This window comes from Bacteroides mucinivorans (assembly GCF_034654355.2).
Classification (GTDB): domain Bacteria; phylum Bacteroidota; class Bacteroidia; order Bacteroidales; family Bacteroidaceae; genus Bacteroides; species Bacteroides nordii.
On sequence record NZ_CP178179.1, the window covers coordinates 1732703 to 1750347 of the forward strand.

19 protein-coding genes and 1 pseudogene are annotated in these 17645 nt (G+C 41.9%); 7 read left to right on the top strand and 13 right to left on the bottom strand.

Features of this window, described 5'->3' with window-relative positions; all coding sequences use genetic code 11:
- From VCM39_RS05975 to VCM39_RS06020, 10 genes are all read right to left on the bottom strand, one after another.
- Positions 1–1068, bottom strand: a complete 1068-nt coding sequence (locus VCM39_RS05975) for an HlyD family secretion protein (RefSeq protein ID WP_322933316.1) — start codon at positions 1066–1068, stop codon at positions 1–3.
- 3 nt (positions 1069–1071) lie between these two features.
- A complete protein-coding gene (locus VCM39_RS05980) occupies positions 1072–1512 on the bottom strand; it encodes a MarR family transcriptional regulator (RefSeq protein ID WP_322933317.1) in 441 nt (146 codons plus the stop codon).
- A gap of 468 nt (positions 1513–1980) precedes the next feature.
- Positions 1981–3831 (bottom strand): glycoside hydrolase family 13 protein, encoded by a 1851-nt coding sequence (locus VCM39_RS05985; RefSeq protein ID WP_322933318.1) that lies wholly within the window; start codon positions 3829–3831, stop codon positions 1981–1983.
- A 206-nt stretch (positions 3832–4037) separates the two neighbouring features.
- Entirely contained in the window at positions 4038–5198 is a 1161-nt protein-coding gene (locus VCM39_RS05990) for a sodium ion-translocating decarboxylase subunit beta (protein ID WP_221649826.1), read from the bottom strand.
- Positions 5199–5200: 2 nt separating this feature from the next.
- The gene (locus VCM39_RS05995; RefSeq protein WP_221649825.1) at positions 5201–5644 is read right to left on the bottom strand and encodes an acetyl-CoA carboxylase biotin carboxyl carrier protein; all 444 of its coding nucleotides are present in this window, start codon (positions 5642–5644) and stop codon (positions 5201–5203) included.
- A 25-nt stretch (positions 5645–5669) separates the two neighbouring features.
- Positions 5670–6584 (bottom strand): OadG family transporter subunit, encoded by a 915-nt coding sequence (locus VCM39_RS06000; protein ID WP_221649824.1) that lies wholly within the window; start codon positions 6582–6584, stop codon positions 5670–5672.
- A 19-nt stretch (positions 6585–6603) separates the two neighbouring features.
- Positions 6604–8157 (bottom strand): acyl-CoA carboxylase subunit beta, encoded by a 1554-nt coding sequence (locus VCM39_RS06005; RefSeq protein ID WP_221649823.1) that lies wholly within the window; start codon positions 8155–8157, stop codon positions 6604–6606.
- 119 nt (positions 8158–8276) lie between these two features.
- The gene (gene mce / locus VCM39_RS06010; RefSeq protein ID WP_002561104.1) at positions 8277–8681 is read right to left on the bottom strand and encodes a methylmalonyl-CoA epimerase; all 405 of its coding nucleotides are present in this window, start codon (positions 8679–8681) and stop codon (positions 8277–8279) included.
- 104 nt (positions 8682–8785) lie between these two features.
- Entirely contained in the window at positions 8786–11191 is a 2406-nt protein-coding gene (locus VCM39_RS06015; RefSeq protein ID WP_221649822.1) for a TonB-dependent receptor, read from the bottom strand.
- 43 nt (positions 11192–11234) lie between these two features.
- Complete coding sequence (locus VCM39_RS06020) at positions 11235–12221, bottom strand: GNAT family N-acetyltransferase (protein WP_322933319.1); 987 nt, start codon at positions 12219–12221, stop codon at positions 11235–11237.
- Positions 12222–12339: 118 nt separating this feature from the next.
- Between VCM39_RS06020 and VCM39_RS06025 the strand changes: the two genes are divergently transcribed.
- Positions 12340–12882 (top strand): beta-class carbonic anhydrase, encoded by a 543-nt coding sequence (locus VCM39_RS06025; RefSeq protein ID WP_221649820.1) that lies wholly within the window; start codon positions 12340–12342, stop codon positions 12880–12882.
- On the opposite strand, the gene VCM39_RS06030 is transcribed toward VCM39_RS06025, so the two are convergent.
- Positions 12866–13051 (bottom strand): hypothetical protein, encoded by a 186-nt coding sequence (locus VCM39_RS06030; RefSeq protein ID WP_221649819.1) that lies wholly within the window; start codon positions 13049–13051, stop codon positions 12866–12868. The two genes, VCM39_RS06025 and VCM39_RS06030, sit on opposite strands and share 17 nt — an antisense overlap.
- Before the next feature lie 182 nt (positions 13052–13233).
- A complete protein-coding gene (locus tag VCM39_RS06035) occupies positions 13234–13329 on the bottom strand; it encodes a smalltalk protein (RefSeq protein WP_221649818.1) in 96 nt (31 codons plus the stop codon).
- A gap of 78 nt (positions 13330–13407) precedes the next feature.
- Here VCM39_RS06035 and VCM39_RS06040 point away from each other — a divergent pair.
- From VCM39_RS06040 to VCM39_RS06065, 6 genes and pseudogenes are all read left to right on the top strand, one after another.
- Positions 13408–14175, top strand: a pseudogene (locus tag VCM39_RS06040) (DUF4373 domain-containing protein).
- Positions 14176–14464: 289 nt separating this feature from the next.
- Positions 14465–15001, top strand: coding sequence for a nitroreductase family protein (locus tag VCM39_RS06045; RefSeq protein ID WP_007486257.1), 537 nt, complete (start codon positions 14465–14467; stop codon positions 14999–15001).
- 2 nt (positions 15002–15003) lie between these two features.
- Positions 15004–15339: a hypothetical protein gene (locus VCM39_RS06050; RefSeq protein ID WP_002561111.1), complete on the top strand. Its 336-nt coding sequence runs from the start codon at positions 15004–15006 to the stop codon at positions 15337–15339.
- Positions 15336–16130: a Rossmann-like and DUF2520 domain-containing protein gene (locus VCM39_RS06055; protein ID WP_221649817.1), complete on the top strand. Its 795-nt coding sequence runs from the start codon at positions 15336–15338 to the stop codon at positions 16128–16130. The genes VCM39_RS06050 and VCM39_RS06055 overlap by 4 nt, the downstream gene beginning before the upstream one ends.
- A gap of 23 nt (positions 16131–16153) precedes the next feature.
- Positions 16154–16675, top strand: coding sequence for a KdsC family phosphatase (locus tag VCM39_RS06060; protein ID WP_221649816.1), 522 nt, complete (start codon positions 16154–16156; stop codon positions 16673–16675).
- Between the two features lie 19 nt (positions 16676–16694).
- Complete coding sequence (locus VCM39_RS06065; RefSeq protein ID WP_322933320.1) at positions 16695–17276, top strand: Maf-like protein; 582 nt, start codon at positions 16695–16697, stop codon at positions 17274–17276.
- A 90-nt stretch (positions 17277–17366) separates the two neighbouring features.
- Here VCM39_RS06065 and VCM39_RS06070 read toward each other — a convergent pair whose 3' ends face one another.
- Positions 17367–17612 carry an RNA recognition motif domain-containing protein gene (locus VCM39_RS06070; protein WP_002561115.1) on the bottom strand — a complete coding sequence of 82 codons (246 nt, stop codon included), beginning with the start codon at positions 17610–17612 and terminating at the stop codon, positions 17367–17369.
- Between the last annotated feature and the right edge of the window lie 33 nt (positions 17613–17645).

Consider the following 17645-nt stretch of genomic DNA (forward strand, 5'->3'; position numbering starts at 1 on the left):
TTATTGCTTTAGTGCCTCTGCTTCTACCATCATTCCGGCACGTAAACGTTTCATTTCCTGTGATGAAGCGTTAGTAAACTCTATGCGGACAGGAATACGTTGTTGTACCTTGACAAAGTTACCTGCAGAATTGTCTGTAGGAACCAGTGCATACTTGGAACCGGTAGCTTCGGAGATAGCTGTTACTTTTCCTTCAAAAATCTGTCCTTTCAGAGCATCTACTTTGATGAGTACTTTTTGCCCGATAAAGATGTGGTCAATTTGAGTTTCTTTATAGTTTGCTGTAATCCATTTGTCATTGCTGCGTACAAGATATGAAAGTGTTTGCCCGGCTTGTACGAATTGTCCGGGTTCCAGCGTACGTCGTCCCATATACCCCTCATAAGGAGCAGTGACTACGGTGTAAGATAAGTTGAGTTGTGCCATTTCCACTTCTGCCTCTTTACGGAGGATGTTGGCCTCGATGCCGATACTCTTTTTACTTGTTTCCGAGTATTGTGAACTGGCAGAGTCTTTCTGCCTCATCAATGCTTCGTAGCGTGCTCTGCTGGCTTCGTAGTTTGCTTTTGCTTGTTCGTATTCCTGCTGACTGACGGCTTGCTTTTTTATAAGGCTGGCATAACGGTGAAGTTCCGTTTCCTGTTGTGAGAGTCGGGCATGGGTTTCGGCTATATTGGCATCCTGTACAGCAATATTCATGTGCGATGTTTCGATGCCCGAACTGAGTACATCTTTTGAACCGCGTGCATCCATTAGGGCTGCTTCGGCATCTTTCAGACGGATGCGGTATTCCCGGTCGTCGAGTATGAGGAGAGTATCCCCCTTTTCTACATGCTGATGCTCGGTAAAGCGCACCTCTTTGATATATCCGCTGGCACGTATGTTGAGCGGAGCAATGTACTGGTCTACCATGGCATCATTTGTAATTTCATAATTGGCATATCTCCAGAAGTAATTTACTGTCCATACAATACCTGTCACTGCCAGACAAATACATACAGTATTAAGGGTAATATTTCTGATTTTCAGCTTTTTTAGTCTGGCTTGTTTTTTGTGTAATGTAGACATAAACTATATCTTATTGAGTATCTCTGTTATTTTATTCATCCCGGCAAGGCAGGATTGTATCTGTTTTTCAGAGATGTGTTGCTCTATCTCTTTATAGACACCTTTGGTGAGAGGATTGACTCTCTGTGCCAGTTTCTCGCCCGATTCGGTGAGGTATACCAACCGGCTACGTTTGTCTTCCGGATCTTCCCGGCGTATGACCCAACCTTTTTTTTCGAGGTTATTTATCAGGTTGGTCAGGCAGGCTTTGTCTTTGGCGGTTTGTTCCGCCAGGCTTTGTTGGCTGATCCCTTGATTTTTCCAAAGGCAGTGCATGACTTGTAGCATTTCGAAGGTCATATCAATATTACCCACTTTCAATACTCGTTGGATGGTTTGGCGGAATGCCATTCGGGTGTGGAGCATTTGCAAAATAAGCTCTCTTGCCGGTTCACTATTTGCCATTGTTTTGCTATTTTAGAATCGGATGCAAAGGTAGTGTTTTCTTTTAGGAAATAGTCAAATATTTGACTATATTATCAAGGGTAAGTTTACTTATTGTTAATACTCTAATCCTCTTTTTTTTTGCAAAATGTGTGCTCTTTGATAAGAATAGGAGAAACCTTTTTTTTATACCAGGAAAAACTATTTTTGATTACGGTAAATGTTCGGTTTGCTACCGGCATATTTCATGTTTCCCGATAGTATATGGGCGATATGTACCCTTTGTAAGAGGATTTCTGAGAGTATATACAAAAAAAGACCGGAGAAGCCATCGCCTCTCCGGTCTATTGCAGTTTAACTGAAACTACTTTATTATTATGTTTGTAAAGATACGATAAAAAAGAGATATATCAAACTTTTCCCGGATTATATTCCTTCTCTTTCTTGAATAGTTTCAGTGAAAGTTTCAGGCTTTGCCGGTTAGTTACTTTATAGCTCTATTACCAGAGACTCTCTCGGTGCCATTTTCAGTTCACCGTTTAGATTGATTATCTTTCCGGTCAGGATGTCTTTTCCCTGTATCTTATCTTTTAGAATTTCTTTGTAGAAAGTCAGTGGCAGAGTTGTTTCTTTATCTGTACCGTTTAGCATTACAAATACGGTTTTACCTTCATATTGGCGGGCATAAGCATATACACCGTTTTGTACCATGAATTGTGTCATACTGCCTTTACCAATCACATCGTTGCCTTTACGCCAGTTCAGCAATGTTTTGTAGAAGTTGTAACATTCGTTCTGCAATTTAGTACGTCCTTCGGTTGTCAGTGCATTCTCTTTATCACCTGCCCATCCGCCGGGAAAGTCTTTACGTACATAACCATCGCTTTTACTCTTTACTCCGTTCATCATGATTTCTGTTCCATAATACAGTTGCGGGATACGGCGTGTAGTCAATAATAGGGTAGAGGCTTGTTTCAGCATAGCCAAGTTATCACCTTCACCCAGAAAGCGGTCTGTATCATGGTTTTCGATGAATGCCAGTACGGAGGCCGGGTTAGGGTAGAGGAAATCGTAAACAAAACTGTTATATACGCGGTCCAGGCCTTTAAACCAAGTCTCTGTTTGTTCATTCTTTGCTGTATTGATCTTATCAAAGAAACTGAAATCCATAACTGTTTTCAGATTGCTGTTTTGAGGAGCCGACAGCTTTGAATCTTTCTGCCACCAGGCTGTATAAGCCGGTTCTGTCACCCATGTTTCTCCTACTGTGTTGTAGTTGGGATATTCTTCATTCAGTTCCTTCATCCAGTTACTCATGGCATTGTAATCTGCATACGGATATGTATCCATACGGATACCGTCAATATTGGCATATTCTATCCACCAGAAACTGTTTTGTACCAGATACTTATAAACATGTGGGTTTTTCTGGTTCAGGTCGGGCATTACTGTCACAAACCAACCATCGTTCATCTGATCGAAGTCATATTTAGAGGCATATGGGTCAACGTGCGGAGTCAGTTTGAAAGAGGTCTGCACGAAGTTTTTCTCATGATCAGGATTATTGAAGAAATCCTTTGAGGGCATGTCTTTTATCCAGGGATGTTCTACACCGCAATGGTTGAAAATCATATCCATCACAATCTTTATGCCTCGTTCGTGAGATTTGGCGATGAGTTGGCGATACTCCTCATTTGTCCCGAAACGTGGATCAACTTTGTAATAATCAGTAGTAGCATAGCCATGATAGGAACCACCTTCCATATTGTTTTCCAGTACCGGAGTAAACCAAAGAGCGGTTACACCTAAATCTTCAAAATAATCCAGGTGTTGCTCGATACCCGCCAGATCACCGCCATGACGGGCGTTGGGGTCATTACGATCTACTTTATAAGGTGACATACCCGGAATATTATCATTGTCTGGATTTCCATTTGCAAAACGATCCGGCATCAACAGGTAGAGAGCGTCGGATGCATCGAAACCTTTGTGGTCGCATCCCTTTTTACTGCGTGCCTTCAGTTCGTATTCTTTTGCCAGTTTCTTTTTTCCGATAGTAAAAGTGAGAGGTAATTTACCAGGTTTCACCTCTTTGTCCAGGTGCAGGTAAACGAACAGATAGTTATTACTTTCCAGCTTTACGGTGCTGCTGAGTGATACTCCGGGGTAGTTGACGGATACGGAGGCATCACCAATACCTTCACCGTAAACCATAAGCTGGAGTTCCGGATTCTTCATGCCAGCATACCAGAAAGGTGGGTCAATTTTGTTCACATTCATAGCTGCATAAGTATTAAGAGACAGTAGAAAAGAACCTAAGATAAATAACAATTTTTTCATGATAGTAGTGTGTTATGGATTTTACCGATGCTAATATAGGACAAATTCCTGAAATGAGTTATTTTCTTTTCCTGCTGCCTCTTATATATTTATGCAAACGTTTTCATTGTTGTGCCGGGGAGGGCGTTTAGGAGTTGACTGCATGCAATAAAGGCGCCCTCTGCATGCAGAGAACGCCTTTACTCTTTTGATAATTAAATGATGGTTTACATAAGGAATCCCAGCAAGATACCGGCCGCAACTGCTGAACCGATAACACCTGCCACGTTCGGACCCATAGCATGCATTAACAGGTAGTTGGTCGGATCATATTCCAGACCTACAATCTGTGAGATACGTGCAGAGTCAGGAACGGCAGATACACCTGCGTTACCAATCAGCGGATTGATCTTATTATCTTTCTTCAAGAAGATGTTGAAGAATTTCACAAATAGAACACCAGCTGTTGTAGCAATAATAAATGAGATAGCACCCAGAATAAAGATCTGTACAGAACTCCAGGTTAAGAACTCGGAAGCCTGTGTAGAAGCACCTACTGTCAATCCCAATAAGATAGTGATCGTATCAATCAACGGACCACTGGCCGTATTTGCCAAACGACGGGTTACACCACTTTCTTTCAATAAATTACCGAAGAACAACATACCTAACAAGGGTAGACCCGAAGGAACAAGGAATGTTGTAAGCAACAGACCTACAATCGGGAAGATAACCTTTTCTGTATGAGATACGGTTCTTGGCGGTTTCATACGGATAACACGTTCTTTTTTAGTAGTCAACAGACGCATGATAGGCGGTTGTATCACCGGAACCAATGCCATGTATGAATAAGCCGACACGGCAATGGCACCCATCAGGTTCGGAGCTAACTTAGATGAAAGGAAGATAGCCGTAGGACCATCCGCACCACCGATAATACCGATAGCACCGGCCTGGTTCGGCTCAAATCCCATAAGAAGTGCAATGATGTAAGCACCGAAAATGCCAAATTGTGCAGCAGCTCCGATCAGCATTAGTTTTGGATTGGAGATCAGTGCCGAGAAGTCCGTCATGGCTCCGATACCCAAGAAAATGAGTGGCGGATACCAACCGGAGGTTACTCCCTGATAGAGTATATTCAGTACGGAACCTTCTTCATAGATGCCTATTTTTAGTCCGGCTTCCATGTTGAAGGGAATATTACCGATGAGGATACCAAAACCAATAGGGATAAGAAGCATCGGCTCAAACTCTTTAGCTACCGCAAGGTAGATAAAAAAGAGTCCAACCACCAACATGACAAGATGTCCCGGCGTTGCATTTGCAAAACCCGTATATCCCCAGAAGTCAACAAGGTTATTCCCCAAAAATGATAAGAAATCTCCCATAATTATTCAATGATTACGAGGTCTGTACCTTCCAGTACGGAGTCTCCTTGTTTAACTTTGATTTCTACAACCTTTCCATCCTTGTGTGCGTTGATATTGTTTTCCATCTTCATGGCTTCGAGGATGATTATGGTCTGGCCTTTCTTTACAGTATCGCCCTCTTTTATTTTAATATCGAGAATAACACCCGGTAGCGGAGATTTCACACCGTCTTTCTTTCCGGAACCAGTGTTTGCAGGGCGTTGTACCACAGGTGCACCACTATCTGTCTTTGGAGCAGCAGCGGGGCGAGTTACAGGTTTCGGAGCGACAGCAGGTTTTACCGGTTTGTCCAGTTCCACTTTGTAAGGGGTTCCGTTGACTTCAACGCTCACGATATTTTCCTCCGGATCGTTTACTGTAACGTTGTAGAGGTTTCCGTTGATTTTATATTTATATTGTTTCATTGCTTCAATTTATTAGGGTTAATAATTATCTTTTCGGAGTCTGGCGTAAAGTGTAGATTTTAGAACTCCACGGTGAATAGCTACGCTTTACTTTGTTGATAGTCAAAATCATGTCTTCAACATCATGTGCATCATTCATGAATTCGTGCAGAGCCATAGCGATGGCGGCAGCTTCTTCTCCGGAATGACTACCCAGATTCTTTTCTTTGGCTTCTGTCTTATCAGTGATACCAGTTGCTTTCATTGCATTTTTCTTACCTAGTTTAACTGCAATATTACCTACTATTTTGAATGAAACATACAATAATATCAAACCGATAAACACAACCGACATTGCAATGATAGCCATACCAAAACCATCCTCATCGTGTTTCTTGAAGTTTTCTATTTTTTCATTCTTATCCTGAGTCATATTATTAGTACTCGGAGTTACATAACTGTGTTCTCCTCCTCCTTTAATAACCCAATTTGCACTTCCGTCCTCTTGGCGGGCATATGACTGGTCAGCAAGCATTCCGGCAGGAATAGTAACTTCGTCAATCAATGTTTTGCCGTTCGAGTCATACAAAGCAATGTAATTTTCCTTATTGGGGTCAAGCGTAAAGTTCACATGGAACGTTCCACGATTTGGCATTCCGTCTGCCCAAAACAGAGTGTGTTGACGAGGTTTAATCTGCGTCAATACATCCCCTTTGGGAATAGGATATTTGGTCGGATTATCTTTATCGTTCGTCAGAAAACAGCCTTCGATATTGACCGTAGCAAAAGAGGTGTTGAATATTTCTATCCATGCATTATGCAAGCCATAATCATCCTGATAATTCTGCTCATTGGTTACCAGAACTTCGTTGATTTTAAGACTTGTGGCTCTTTGTGCGTTCAGCCCTAAGCAAACTATTGCTACTAACGCGATAAATATCCCAATTCTTTTTTTATTCATAACAATCAGGTTTTATTTGTTACAATGGAATATTACCGTGCTTCTTGGCAGGGTTTGTTAGTTTTTTAGTCTGCAACTGTTGCAATGCACGAATGATGCGGAAACGGGTGTTTCTCGGTTCAATCACATCGTCAATGTAGCCATATTTAGCTGCATTATATGGATTAGCAAACAGCTTACTATATTCTGCTTCTTTGTCTGCGAGGAACTGAGCCGGGTTTTCCTGTTCTTTGGCTTCTTTTGCATACAGTACTTCTACAGCACCTGCACCACCCATTACAGCAATTTCAGCTGTTGGCCATGCATAGTTCATATCGCCACGGAGCTGTTTACAACTCATTACGATGTGTGAACCACCATATGATTTACGTAATGTTACAGTTACTTTAGGCACAGTAGCTTCACCGTAAGCGTAAAGCAACTTCGCACCATGCAGAATAACACCATTGTATTCTTGTCCTGTTCCCGGAAGGAATCCCGGAACGTCTACCAAGGTTACCAAAGGAATGTTGAATGCATCGCAGAAACGAACGAAGCGGGCACCTTTACGAGATGCATTGCTGTCGAGTACACCTGCCAGATATTTGGGCTGGTTGGCAACCACACCTACAGATTGTCCGTTCATACGGGCAAATCCGATGATAATATTCTTGGCATAATCTTTTTGTACTTCGAGGAATTCGCCATTATCGATGATAGCACCAATCACCTCATACATATCGTATGGCTTGTTCGGGCTGTCCGGAATAATCTCATTTAGAAGATCATCCATACGGTCGATAGGATCTGTACACTCCATTAGCGGAGCTTCTTCAAGGTTGTTCTGTGGGATGAAACTAAGAAGGTGGCGGATAATTGACAGACCTTCTTCACCGGTTTCGGCAGTAAAGTGAGTTACACCCGATTTGGTTGCATGAACACTTGCGCCACCGAGGTCTTCCTGTGATACGTCTTCACCTGTCACAGTCTTTACCACTTTCGGGCCAGTGAGGAACATGTAAGAAGTTCCTTCAGTCATCAACGTAAAGTCTGTCAGCGCAGGAGAGTAAACAGCACCACCGGCACAAGGACCAAAGATACCAGAGATCTGTGGGATCACTCCTGATGCCATAATGTTACGCTGGAAAATCTCAGCATAACCGGAAAGTGCATTGATACCTTCCTGAATACGTGCACCACCCGAGTCGTTGATACCGATAACAGGAGCACCCATTTTCATGGCCATATCCATTACTTTACATATTTTCTGTGCCATGGTTTCCGATAGTGAGCCACCGAATACAGTGAAATCCTGTGCGAAAACATATACTAATCTTCCTTCAATTGTTCCGTAACCGGTCACAACACCATCACCTAAGAAGTGCTTTTTTTCCTGCCCAAAGTTAGTACATCTGTGTTGTACAAACATATCCAATTCTTCGAAACTGCCTTCATCCAGCAGTTGTGCAATACGCTCGCGGGCAGTGTATTTGCCTTTTGCGTGTTGTTTTTCAATAGCCTTTTCGCCACCACCTAAACGAGCCTGAGCGCGAAGTTCAATAAGCTCTTTTACTTTTTCAAGCTGGTTACTCATGAGTCTTTCTTGTTTTAAAGGATTTATAGAAATTACGATTAGACGATTTACGATTGAAGTTTCTTTTACTACATTACTAATAGTAATTTCAATCGTAAATTGTCTAATCGTCAATGATTTTAGTGTTCACAAAGTTCAGTCAATACGCCCAGTGTTGATTTTGGGTGAAGGAAAGCGATGTTGAGTCCTTCGGCACCTTTACGGGGAGCTTTATCGATGAGACGGATTTCTTTACTTTCAGCTTCTGCCAATGCATTAGCTACGCCGTCTTCAACGGCAAATGCCACGTGGTGAACGCCAGCACCCTTATTTTCAATAAATTTAGCAATAGTACTTTCGGGGCAGGTTGGTTCTAACAGTTCGATTTTTGTTTCGCCTACTTTAAGGAAAGCTGTTCTCACTTTCTGGTCTTCTACTGTTTCAATATTGTAGCATTTCAGACCTAATACATTCTCGTAGTACGGTAGGGCTTCTTCGATGCTTTTTACAGCAATGCCCAAGTGTTCAATGTGTGAAATCTTCATAACTGTGTTCTTTATATTGGCTTTAAATTAGTTTTTGGTTCCTTTTAAACCAGCACAAAGAAAATCAATTCTTCGTTAATAAAGAAATATTTCAGCATTTAATTTCAAAAGTCAATCAGCAGTCTGACGTTGATTTGACGAGATGTAAGGTAATTGGGCACTGCAAACTGATTATTGTGTACGTCGGTCACCCAATAATAGGAGTTAACGTTACTGATATTTAGCAAATTGAAAACGTCCAGCCCTAACCACATACTGCGAATATTGCGTCCGAATCCGGTTTTATGCTTGTCTGTATTGTCTATCAAAACACGAGACATGCCAATGTCTACACGGCGATAGGAAGGCGTACGGAATACAGCTTCTTCACGTCCGCTGTGAGGAGGTCCGAAGGGAAGTCCTCCAGCAAGAGTACCTTTAAGATTCATCTTCCATTTCGTACTTCCCGGAAAGTAATCAGTGAAGTAGAGCGAAAGATTATATCGCTGGTCGGTAGGGCGGGGGAGCCATTTGCCGTTTATCTTTTCTTCAGTTTTCATTATTGAGAATGTGAGCCAGGAATCAGTTCCGGGTACGAACTCTCCAAACAGTTTCATATCGAGTCCTGTTGCGTAACCGCTTGCCATATTGCGTCCGTAGTAGCTGACACGGACGTTGTCAACGTTATAAGGAATAAGATTGCTTAACGCTTTATAGTACACCTCTGCCGTAAATTTGAACGGGCGTCCCACAGCCCGGAAACTGTAATCGCTTCCGGCAACAAAATGTATGGAACGTTGTGATTTGATATTCTTGTTGAGTGTTACGGTTGCCATTCCGTTTACCATAGTCGTGTCGCGGAATTCTTTATAAAAAGGAGCCTGATAATATACACCTGCTGCCACCCGGATTGTAAACTTTTCGTTGAATTTCGGGATAAGTGCAAGCGAGGCTCTTGGGCTTACGATAAATTCTTTGTTCCAACTCCAATAGCTGCCACGGATTCCTGCTGTAAGAGTGAATAACCCTGCTCCAGTCTGAAACTTATAGCTATCTTGTGCATAAAGAGAGAAACGGCTACTATTGATATCATTTTTGGAGGAGAGACTGTAAATCAATTCCGGTCCGTCCGGAACCTGTGGCAATGAATATCCGGCAGAGTCACGCATTTCCCACTCACGTAGTTTGTCTTTGATACGTTCGGTCTTTAACTCCAATCCCCATTGGACGGCGTGGCGTTTGATGCGGTGACGTCCTGTAAAGGAGTAACTTTGTACTTTGGCATTAAGATAGTTGCGGGCATGTTCCATATATGTACCTACCCCTATTGTTTCGCCTGTTTCAGTATCAGAATCTTCTCCGGAGGAGTCAAGCTCATTGAGCCAGTACTGTCCGCTGATGTCATAAGTTTCCTGTTCTTTGGTTTGGAAAGCAGAAGCCTGGAAAGTCAGGCTGTTATTTTCGTCAAAGTTATACGTAGCATTGGCTGCACCAAAGAAAGTACGGAAAAGATCTCGTTCCTGTCCGTCAAAGTATACTTTGAATTCGCGTGCAGATTCTAATGTCCCGAATCGTGTGGTACGGTCCTCGGGTTGAAAGATATACTTGTTTTCAGATATATTCCCGATGAATCCTACTTCCCATCTTTTACTTGGTCTCCAGCTTATAAATGTTTGATAATCTATAAACTGTGGGTCATATTCTCCTTTTGTATCCAGCGTTCCCAGTAAGTAGCGGTTACTTTTATAACGGATACTGTTGGTCCATGAAAACTTCTTATTACCAAAACCTGCATAAGCAGAAACTCCCAGTAAACTGAATGCTCCTGTTGCTTCAAAATGCTCTGGCTTTTTATAGGTGATATCCAGTACAGATGACATTTTGTCTCCGTATCGTGCTTCGTATCCACCCGATGAAAAACCTACGCTCTCCACCATATCCGGATTGATAAAGCTTAATCCTTCCTGTTGTCCGGAACGTACCAGCAACGGGCGGTAAACTTCTATTCCGTTCACATAAACCATATTTTCGTCAAAGCTTCCTCCACGTACATTATATTGAGAACTCAGCTCATTGTTTGAACTTACTCCGGCTTGCGTTGCAATGATCGACTCGATATTTCCTCCTGACGCATCCGGCATCAGTTTATTGGCTTTCATGTCTATCTGTTGTACTGTGTTGGTTTGCCGGCGGCTTTCTGTAATGGTTACCTCTCCCAGTTCGTATCCCAAAGCAGGCAGGGTCATATTGATACTGATATTTCCCTGTGGATTTACCAATACGCGTTTTCGGGTGTTATATCCTATCATTGAATATATCACCGTTACTGTATCTCTTGATGTAAATTTAAGTGAATATTTTCCTTTCAGATTACTGACAGTGCCAATAGCTGTTCCCTCTATGCGTACGGTAGCCAGCTCTACGGGTTCTCCGTTTTCATCAGTAATGACACCTCCTATCTTGACTTGTTGAGCCAAGACGGGGAAAGTGAATAGTAAAAATAGAAATAGATTTGAGAGACGCTTATTCATATCCGCTATCGTTGCCTAATGAGATAATAACGGAAAAATCGTTCTAAACGTATATCTTGGTAAATAAATTATTCAGCCACGCCCACCGGAAACGGAACCAACGGCGCGTGCTGCTTTGTTTTCCACCGAAGCGAAGAACGAATTCACGATATCCGTGTTTTTTGAAAGGAAGCCCTACATCCATGAACTCCAAATGTCGGTATCCGCGTTCGTATGCATCTTTTAGTACCATCCATACCGCCAAAATACCAGGATATTGCAATGCATATGTTTTTCGCATTCCTCCCGAGAACCACAAGTAAGCACTATCTCCCGAATAGATACACGCAGCCCCACCAATGATTTTCTCTTTATATCGTACAATGAAAATCTTTCCCTGATCGCTATGCATTAATCTTTCTTCCATGTGGCGAAAGAATTCGATGTGAGGAAAATGCTTGCGTATATGTGATGAGTATATTTTATACAGCATGTGTGAGAATTCCTGTATTTCTTCTACTGAGTGCGCTTCTTCCACTTTAGCTCCGTTTCTAAGTCCTTTCTTAATTTGCCGGATTCGTGAAGGGCTGATCCGCTCTTCTGCCGTTTTTTGGCTATGCAATGAATTACGCACCCGCAGCCAGTTGATAGGGAAATATCCGTTTGCTCTGAAATGTTTGTATCCGAATAGTGCATTATTCAGGTTACGAAATTCTATCATAAAAGAATCCCGGAGTACTTCCGTGGTGAGATGTTCCAGCATTTCTCCAAATATGGCTTCTTTGTCGGTGGTATCTTCCAGTAGATACTCTCCCGTACCGTATACTTCACAACGACGAACGATAGAAGGAGGAAAGAGTCTTTTATTGGTGCGTATTCCCGCAAGCAGTCTGGCTATCGGTTTTCCGTTGTCAGTTGCAACGATAAACACCGGCGCATATCCTGGTGTTGCTTCATATATCAGAAACAACTCCTTAGAGTGAAATGTATTTTTTCCCGGTAGATCGGGAATTTCACTCCCGCGATAATATGTAGTAAGCTTTAAGGGCATCTTGTGGCAAATTTACATCTTTTTATTTATCTTTTCAACAAGAAAGACGATTGTTTTGTTGTAATATAATGCAGATGTTTACTACATTTGTCATAACATTTAGAAATTGACTGAAATTATGGTAGAAGAAATTATTGCTTTTAACAAACAGTTTGTAGAGAATAAGGGGTACGAAAAATATATAACTAATAAATACCCTGATAAGAAGCTTGCTATTCTCTCTTGTATGGACACCCGTTTGACAGAATTACTTCCTGCTGCTCTTGGTCTGAGAAATGGTGATGCAAAAATAATAAAGAATGCCGGGGCTGTTATTTCCCATCCTTTCGGTAGTGTTATCCGTAGTTTGTTGGTAGCTATTTATGAACTTGGAGTAGAGGAAATTATGGTTATTGCTCATTCCGATTGCGGGGCACATCATATGGATAGTGAGGAGATCCTTGGACGAATGAAAGCCCGGGGTATTCGTGAGGATCTGATTGATATGATTCACTTTTGTGGTGTTGATTTTCATTCCTGGTTGGGTGGCTTTGATGATACGGAGAAATCTGTATGCGAAACTGTTGATTCTATTATTCGTCATCCGCTGATTCCTTCTGATGTTCGTGTGCATGGTTTTATCATTGATTCACTCACCGGAAAGCTTACGCAGATTGTATAAAAAAAGGCAGAGCCTTATCGTCTGCCTTTATCTTTTTGCGGTTATATACTTTTTTTGACTGGTGCACCCGTTTATAGCAAATGGGGTGACCGTACTTCTCAATTTCAGCCTCACGGCTGGCTTTACGATTCGCTTTGATGTAATCGTCTTGGGTTATTCGATTTTTCATAATGATAATTTGTTTATCAGTGCAAAGATACGGATTTTATTTTAAATTTAATAATCTCTTCCAGCGTTGGCCCGATGTATCTCCCGAGAGTAATTGATAGCATACAAATACAAAAAACTCCCGGTCAGTTCTCTTTTATGGAACCGCCGGGAGCTTTCTTTGTTCAATTATCGTCTTTTATTTCAGAGCGTCATTGCCTGACCGCCAATTGCTCCTGCAATAGCACTGGCCACTGCAATAATCATTTTCAGAATCGTACTCCAGACTGTCTTTTTCATAAATCTCTCAAATTATTAATTAATACATAAAAGCTTTAAACACCGTGCAGCCAACTTTCAACTCTCAACTAAATAATTATGGCAACAGAATTTAATGGAATCGTTTATTTTCCTACGAAAGCAGCCTTTTTTTGAAGGAGCTGTGGTATCAAAGGACCTTATCCGGTAATAAAAATACTTTGTAAGATATATAAAGAGGGGTATTACATACAATGGGATGAGGAACAATGTGAGATATTTGCCTATAAATTGGGAAGGGAATATACGAAAGAAGAAGTAGACAGTATAATCGGTATACTGATTGAAAAAGGATTTTTTGATAAGGAAAGCTATGAAAAGCATCGTATACTGACCTCGGTGGATATTCAGCGGGTATGGTTGGAGGCTACCAGCCGGAGAAAGAGGGATTTAGCAAAATTACCCTATCTGCTGGAAGAGGTGAAATGTAAGGAGGAAGAGATAAAATGTAAGCAGAAAGAGAGTATGAACTCAGAAAATGCGAACATTTTTCCCGTTCAGATGGAGTTGAGTCTGGAAAATGCAGACATTTTCAGACAAAGTAAAGTAAAAGAAAGTAAAGTAGAAGAAAAGAAGAAGAGGGAGGAGAATTCTGTTTTGCCTCCACCTCCGGAATATGCGCTCAATAAAAAGACGCACAACTATGACGGGTTGCTACTGGCATTGGATCGGATTAAGGTGACGGACACCGAAGATATAAAGGCCATTCTACGAATGTCGAATTATGGGGAGATCGGTACTCCGGTGTGGAAGGTGCTGGCACAGACCTCGTGGGCAAAGATAGTGATGCCGGGAAAATATCTCATAAAGATGTTTGTAAGTGCTTGATAATCAGTATTTGTCAGATTGTACATTCTTACCATGCAAAAGTGTACAACCTTGCACTACAAAGCTGTACATTCTTGTCATACAAAAGTGTACAGTCTTGTTATATGACTTTCCAGTTTATAGCAAGCCTGCTGAACTATTTAGTTTTTCGGTTTTTATCCTTATCTTTGCCGAAAAGCGAAGATAAGCTGCACCTTGGCATAAAAAATGAACGAGTTCACTTTATTCTGCTCTCAGTTTGCATTATCTTTGCACTTGTCTTTACAAGTATAAAGAAAGTAAAAATAGCATGGAAAATTTCAGTGAATTAATAAAGAACCGCCGCAGTATGCGGAAGTTTACCGGTGAAGAACTCTCACAAGAGCAGGTAGTGACTTTGTTGAAAGCCGCACTGATGGCGCCTACCTCTAAACGTAGCAATGGTTGGCAGTTTATTGCCGTAGATGATAAAGAGACATTGGAGAAGCTTTCGCACTGTAAGGAACAGGCTTCTGCTTTTATTGCCGATGCTGCACTTGCCATCGTTGTTACTGCTGACCCATTGGCAAGTGACGTATGGATTGAAGATGCCTCTATTGCTTCTATTATGCTTCAATTGCAGGCTGAAGATCTGGGATTAGGTAGTTGCTGGGTGCAAATCCGTGAACGCTATGCTGCTACCGGCATGCCGTCGGACGAATATGTGCGTAGCGTACTTGATATACCTTTGCAACTTCAGGTTCTGTCTGTTATCGCCATCGGACACAAAGGCATGGAACGTAAACCTTTTGATGAAAGCCACCTGCAGTGGGAGAAAATTCATATTAATAAATTCGGAGGAAAATAACAGTGAGTGCTGCTAAAGCCAACAACAATAGAGATACATACAAGGCAACTGCTGTCACTCTGATTGTGATAGGCGTGCTTTACCTCATTGACAAGCTGATACACTTTTCTGCCATTGGATTGCCGTGGGTGATGAATAAAGATAATTTCCTGCTGTATACAGCTGTTATTTTCTTGTTTCTCAAACATGATAAATCTGTTGGCCTGGTGCTGATAGGGCTTTGGCTTGTGATGAATATCGGTCTGATTGTAGCTCTGCTGGGAAGTATGTCCGCCTATCTGCTGCCTCTGGCATTGCTGATAATCGGAGGAATATTGTATTTGATATCAACGCGATGAAAAGAAGTATAGAAGATACGCCAATTGTATTTATTGGTGCCGGAAATCTGGCGACAAACCTGGCTAAGGCTTTGTATCGTAAAGGATTTCGTATCGTGCAGGTGTATAGCCGTACGGAAGATTCGGCCTGTCGGTTGGCAGAAGAAGTAGAAGCAGAATTTACTACTCATCCGGAAGATATAAATCCATTTGCCCGGCTGTATATCGTTTCGCTGAAAGATTCGGCTGTTGCGGAATTGCTTCCTGCGATTGTGGCCGGGAAACGAAAAGAAGCTTTGATGGTACATACGGCTGGCAGTATTCCAATGAGTATCTGGGAGGGGCATGTAGAGCATTACGGCGTTTTTTATCCCATGCAGACATTCAGTAAACAACGTGAAGTGGATTTCCGTGAGATTCCTTTTTTTATTGAAGCGTCCACACCTGAAGATACGGAATTGCTCAAAGCTATCGCTGCCACTTTGTCCGAACGTGTTTACGAAGCTACTTCCGAACAACGCAAGAGTTTGCATCTTGCTGCTGTGTTCACTTGCAACTTCACGAACCATATGTATGCGCTGGCAGCTGAATTGCTGGAGAAGTATAATCTCCCGTTCGATGTAATGCTTCCTTTGATTGACGAGACAGCCCGTAAAGTACATGAGCTGAGCCCTAAAGTTGCCCAAACCGGGCCTGCTATACGCTATGATGAAAATGTAATCAACAATCATCTCGCCATGCTCTCTGATGATCCCGGAATGCAGCAACTTTATGAGCTTATCAGTCGCAGTATTTTCAATCGTAAATCGTAAATCGTTTAATCGTAAATATCATTATGAGTACAATCAATTACGACCTCAAAAAGATAAAAGCCATTGCCTTCGACGTGGATGGGGTGTTGAGTGCGGATATGATTCCATTGCATCCGTCGGGTGAGCCGATGCGTACTGTGAATATTAAAGATGGCTATGCTATCCAGTTGGCTGTGAAAAAAGGGTTGCGCATTGCCATTATTACTGGCGGGCGTACGGAGGCTGTGCGTATTCGTTTCTCAGCTTTGGGAGTGACTGATTTGTATATGGGCTCGGCTGTGAAGATACATGATTATCGTGAGTTTCGTGATAAATATGGTCTTACGGATGAGGAAATAATGTACATGGGAGATGATGTGCCCGATATTGAAGTGATGCAGGAATGCGGTCTTCCGTGCTGCCCGAAAGATGCTGCTCCTGAAGTAAAGAAGGTGGCAAAATACATCTCTCACGCTGCAGGTGGTTACGGTTGTGGTCGTGATGTGATAGAACAGGTGCTGAAGGTGCATGGAAAATGGATGTCGGATGATGCCTTTGGATGGTGACTACTAACAACTTATTATTATGCTTGATAATTTAAAGAAATACAATATTGTGTTAGCCTCTAATTCTCCTCGTAGAAAAGAGCTGATGTCTGGCTTGGGAGTGGATTATGTAGTAAAAACTCTTCCGGATGTAGACGAATCTTATCCCGATACTTTGCAGGGAACAGAAATTCCTGCTTATATCTCCCGTGAGAAAGCGGATGCTTACAAAGCTTTTATTCAGCCGGGTGAATTGCTTATTACAGCAGATACCATTGTGTGGTTGAATGGGGAGGTGCTTGGGAAACCTAAGGGTAGGGAAGGGGCTATAAATATGCTGCGTAATCTCTCCGGAACTTCTCATCAGGTTATTACCGGGGTTTGTTTGACTACCAGCGATTGGCAGAAAAGTTTTACTGCCGTTACGGATGTAACATTTGCCACATTGACCGAAGAGGAAATCATTTATTACGTTGATAAATATATTCCGATGGATAAAGCCGGAGCCTACGGTGTGCAGGAATGGATTGGTTTTATTGGTGTGGAATCTATCTCAGGAAGCTATTTTAATGTAATGGGATTGCCTATACAGCGGTTGTATCAGGAACTCAAACGACTGTAGTTGTGCAAACCGGCTTAAAGAATAATTCCAAATGAACAAAAAAAGGATACCGCTTGGCGATATCCTTTTTTATTATCTCAGAGTTTAATCTTAATTTCTGGGCAATGCTTCTTTCACTACCATCGGACGGCCTGCATATTCTGCTCCGTTCAATTCTGTGATTGCATTTTTTGCTTCCGATGCTTCCGGCATTTCGATAAAGGCAAAACCTTTTGATCTTCTTGTGTCGCGGTCGGTGATGAGTTTTACAGATTCTACTGTTCCATACTCTTCCATTACTTGTCTCAAATCTGATTCCTTAACATTGTAGCTAAGGTTTCCAACATACATGTTCATAAACGTAAATATAAAAAAATTAATAATGCAATA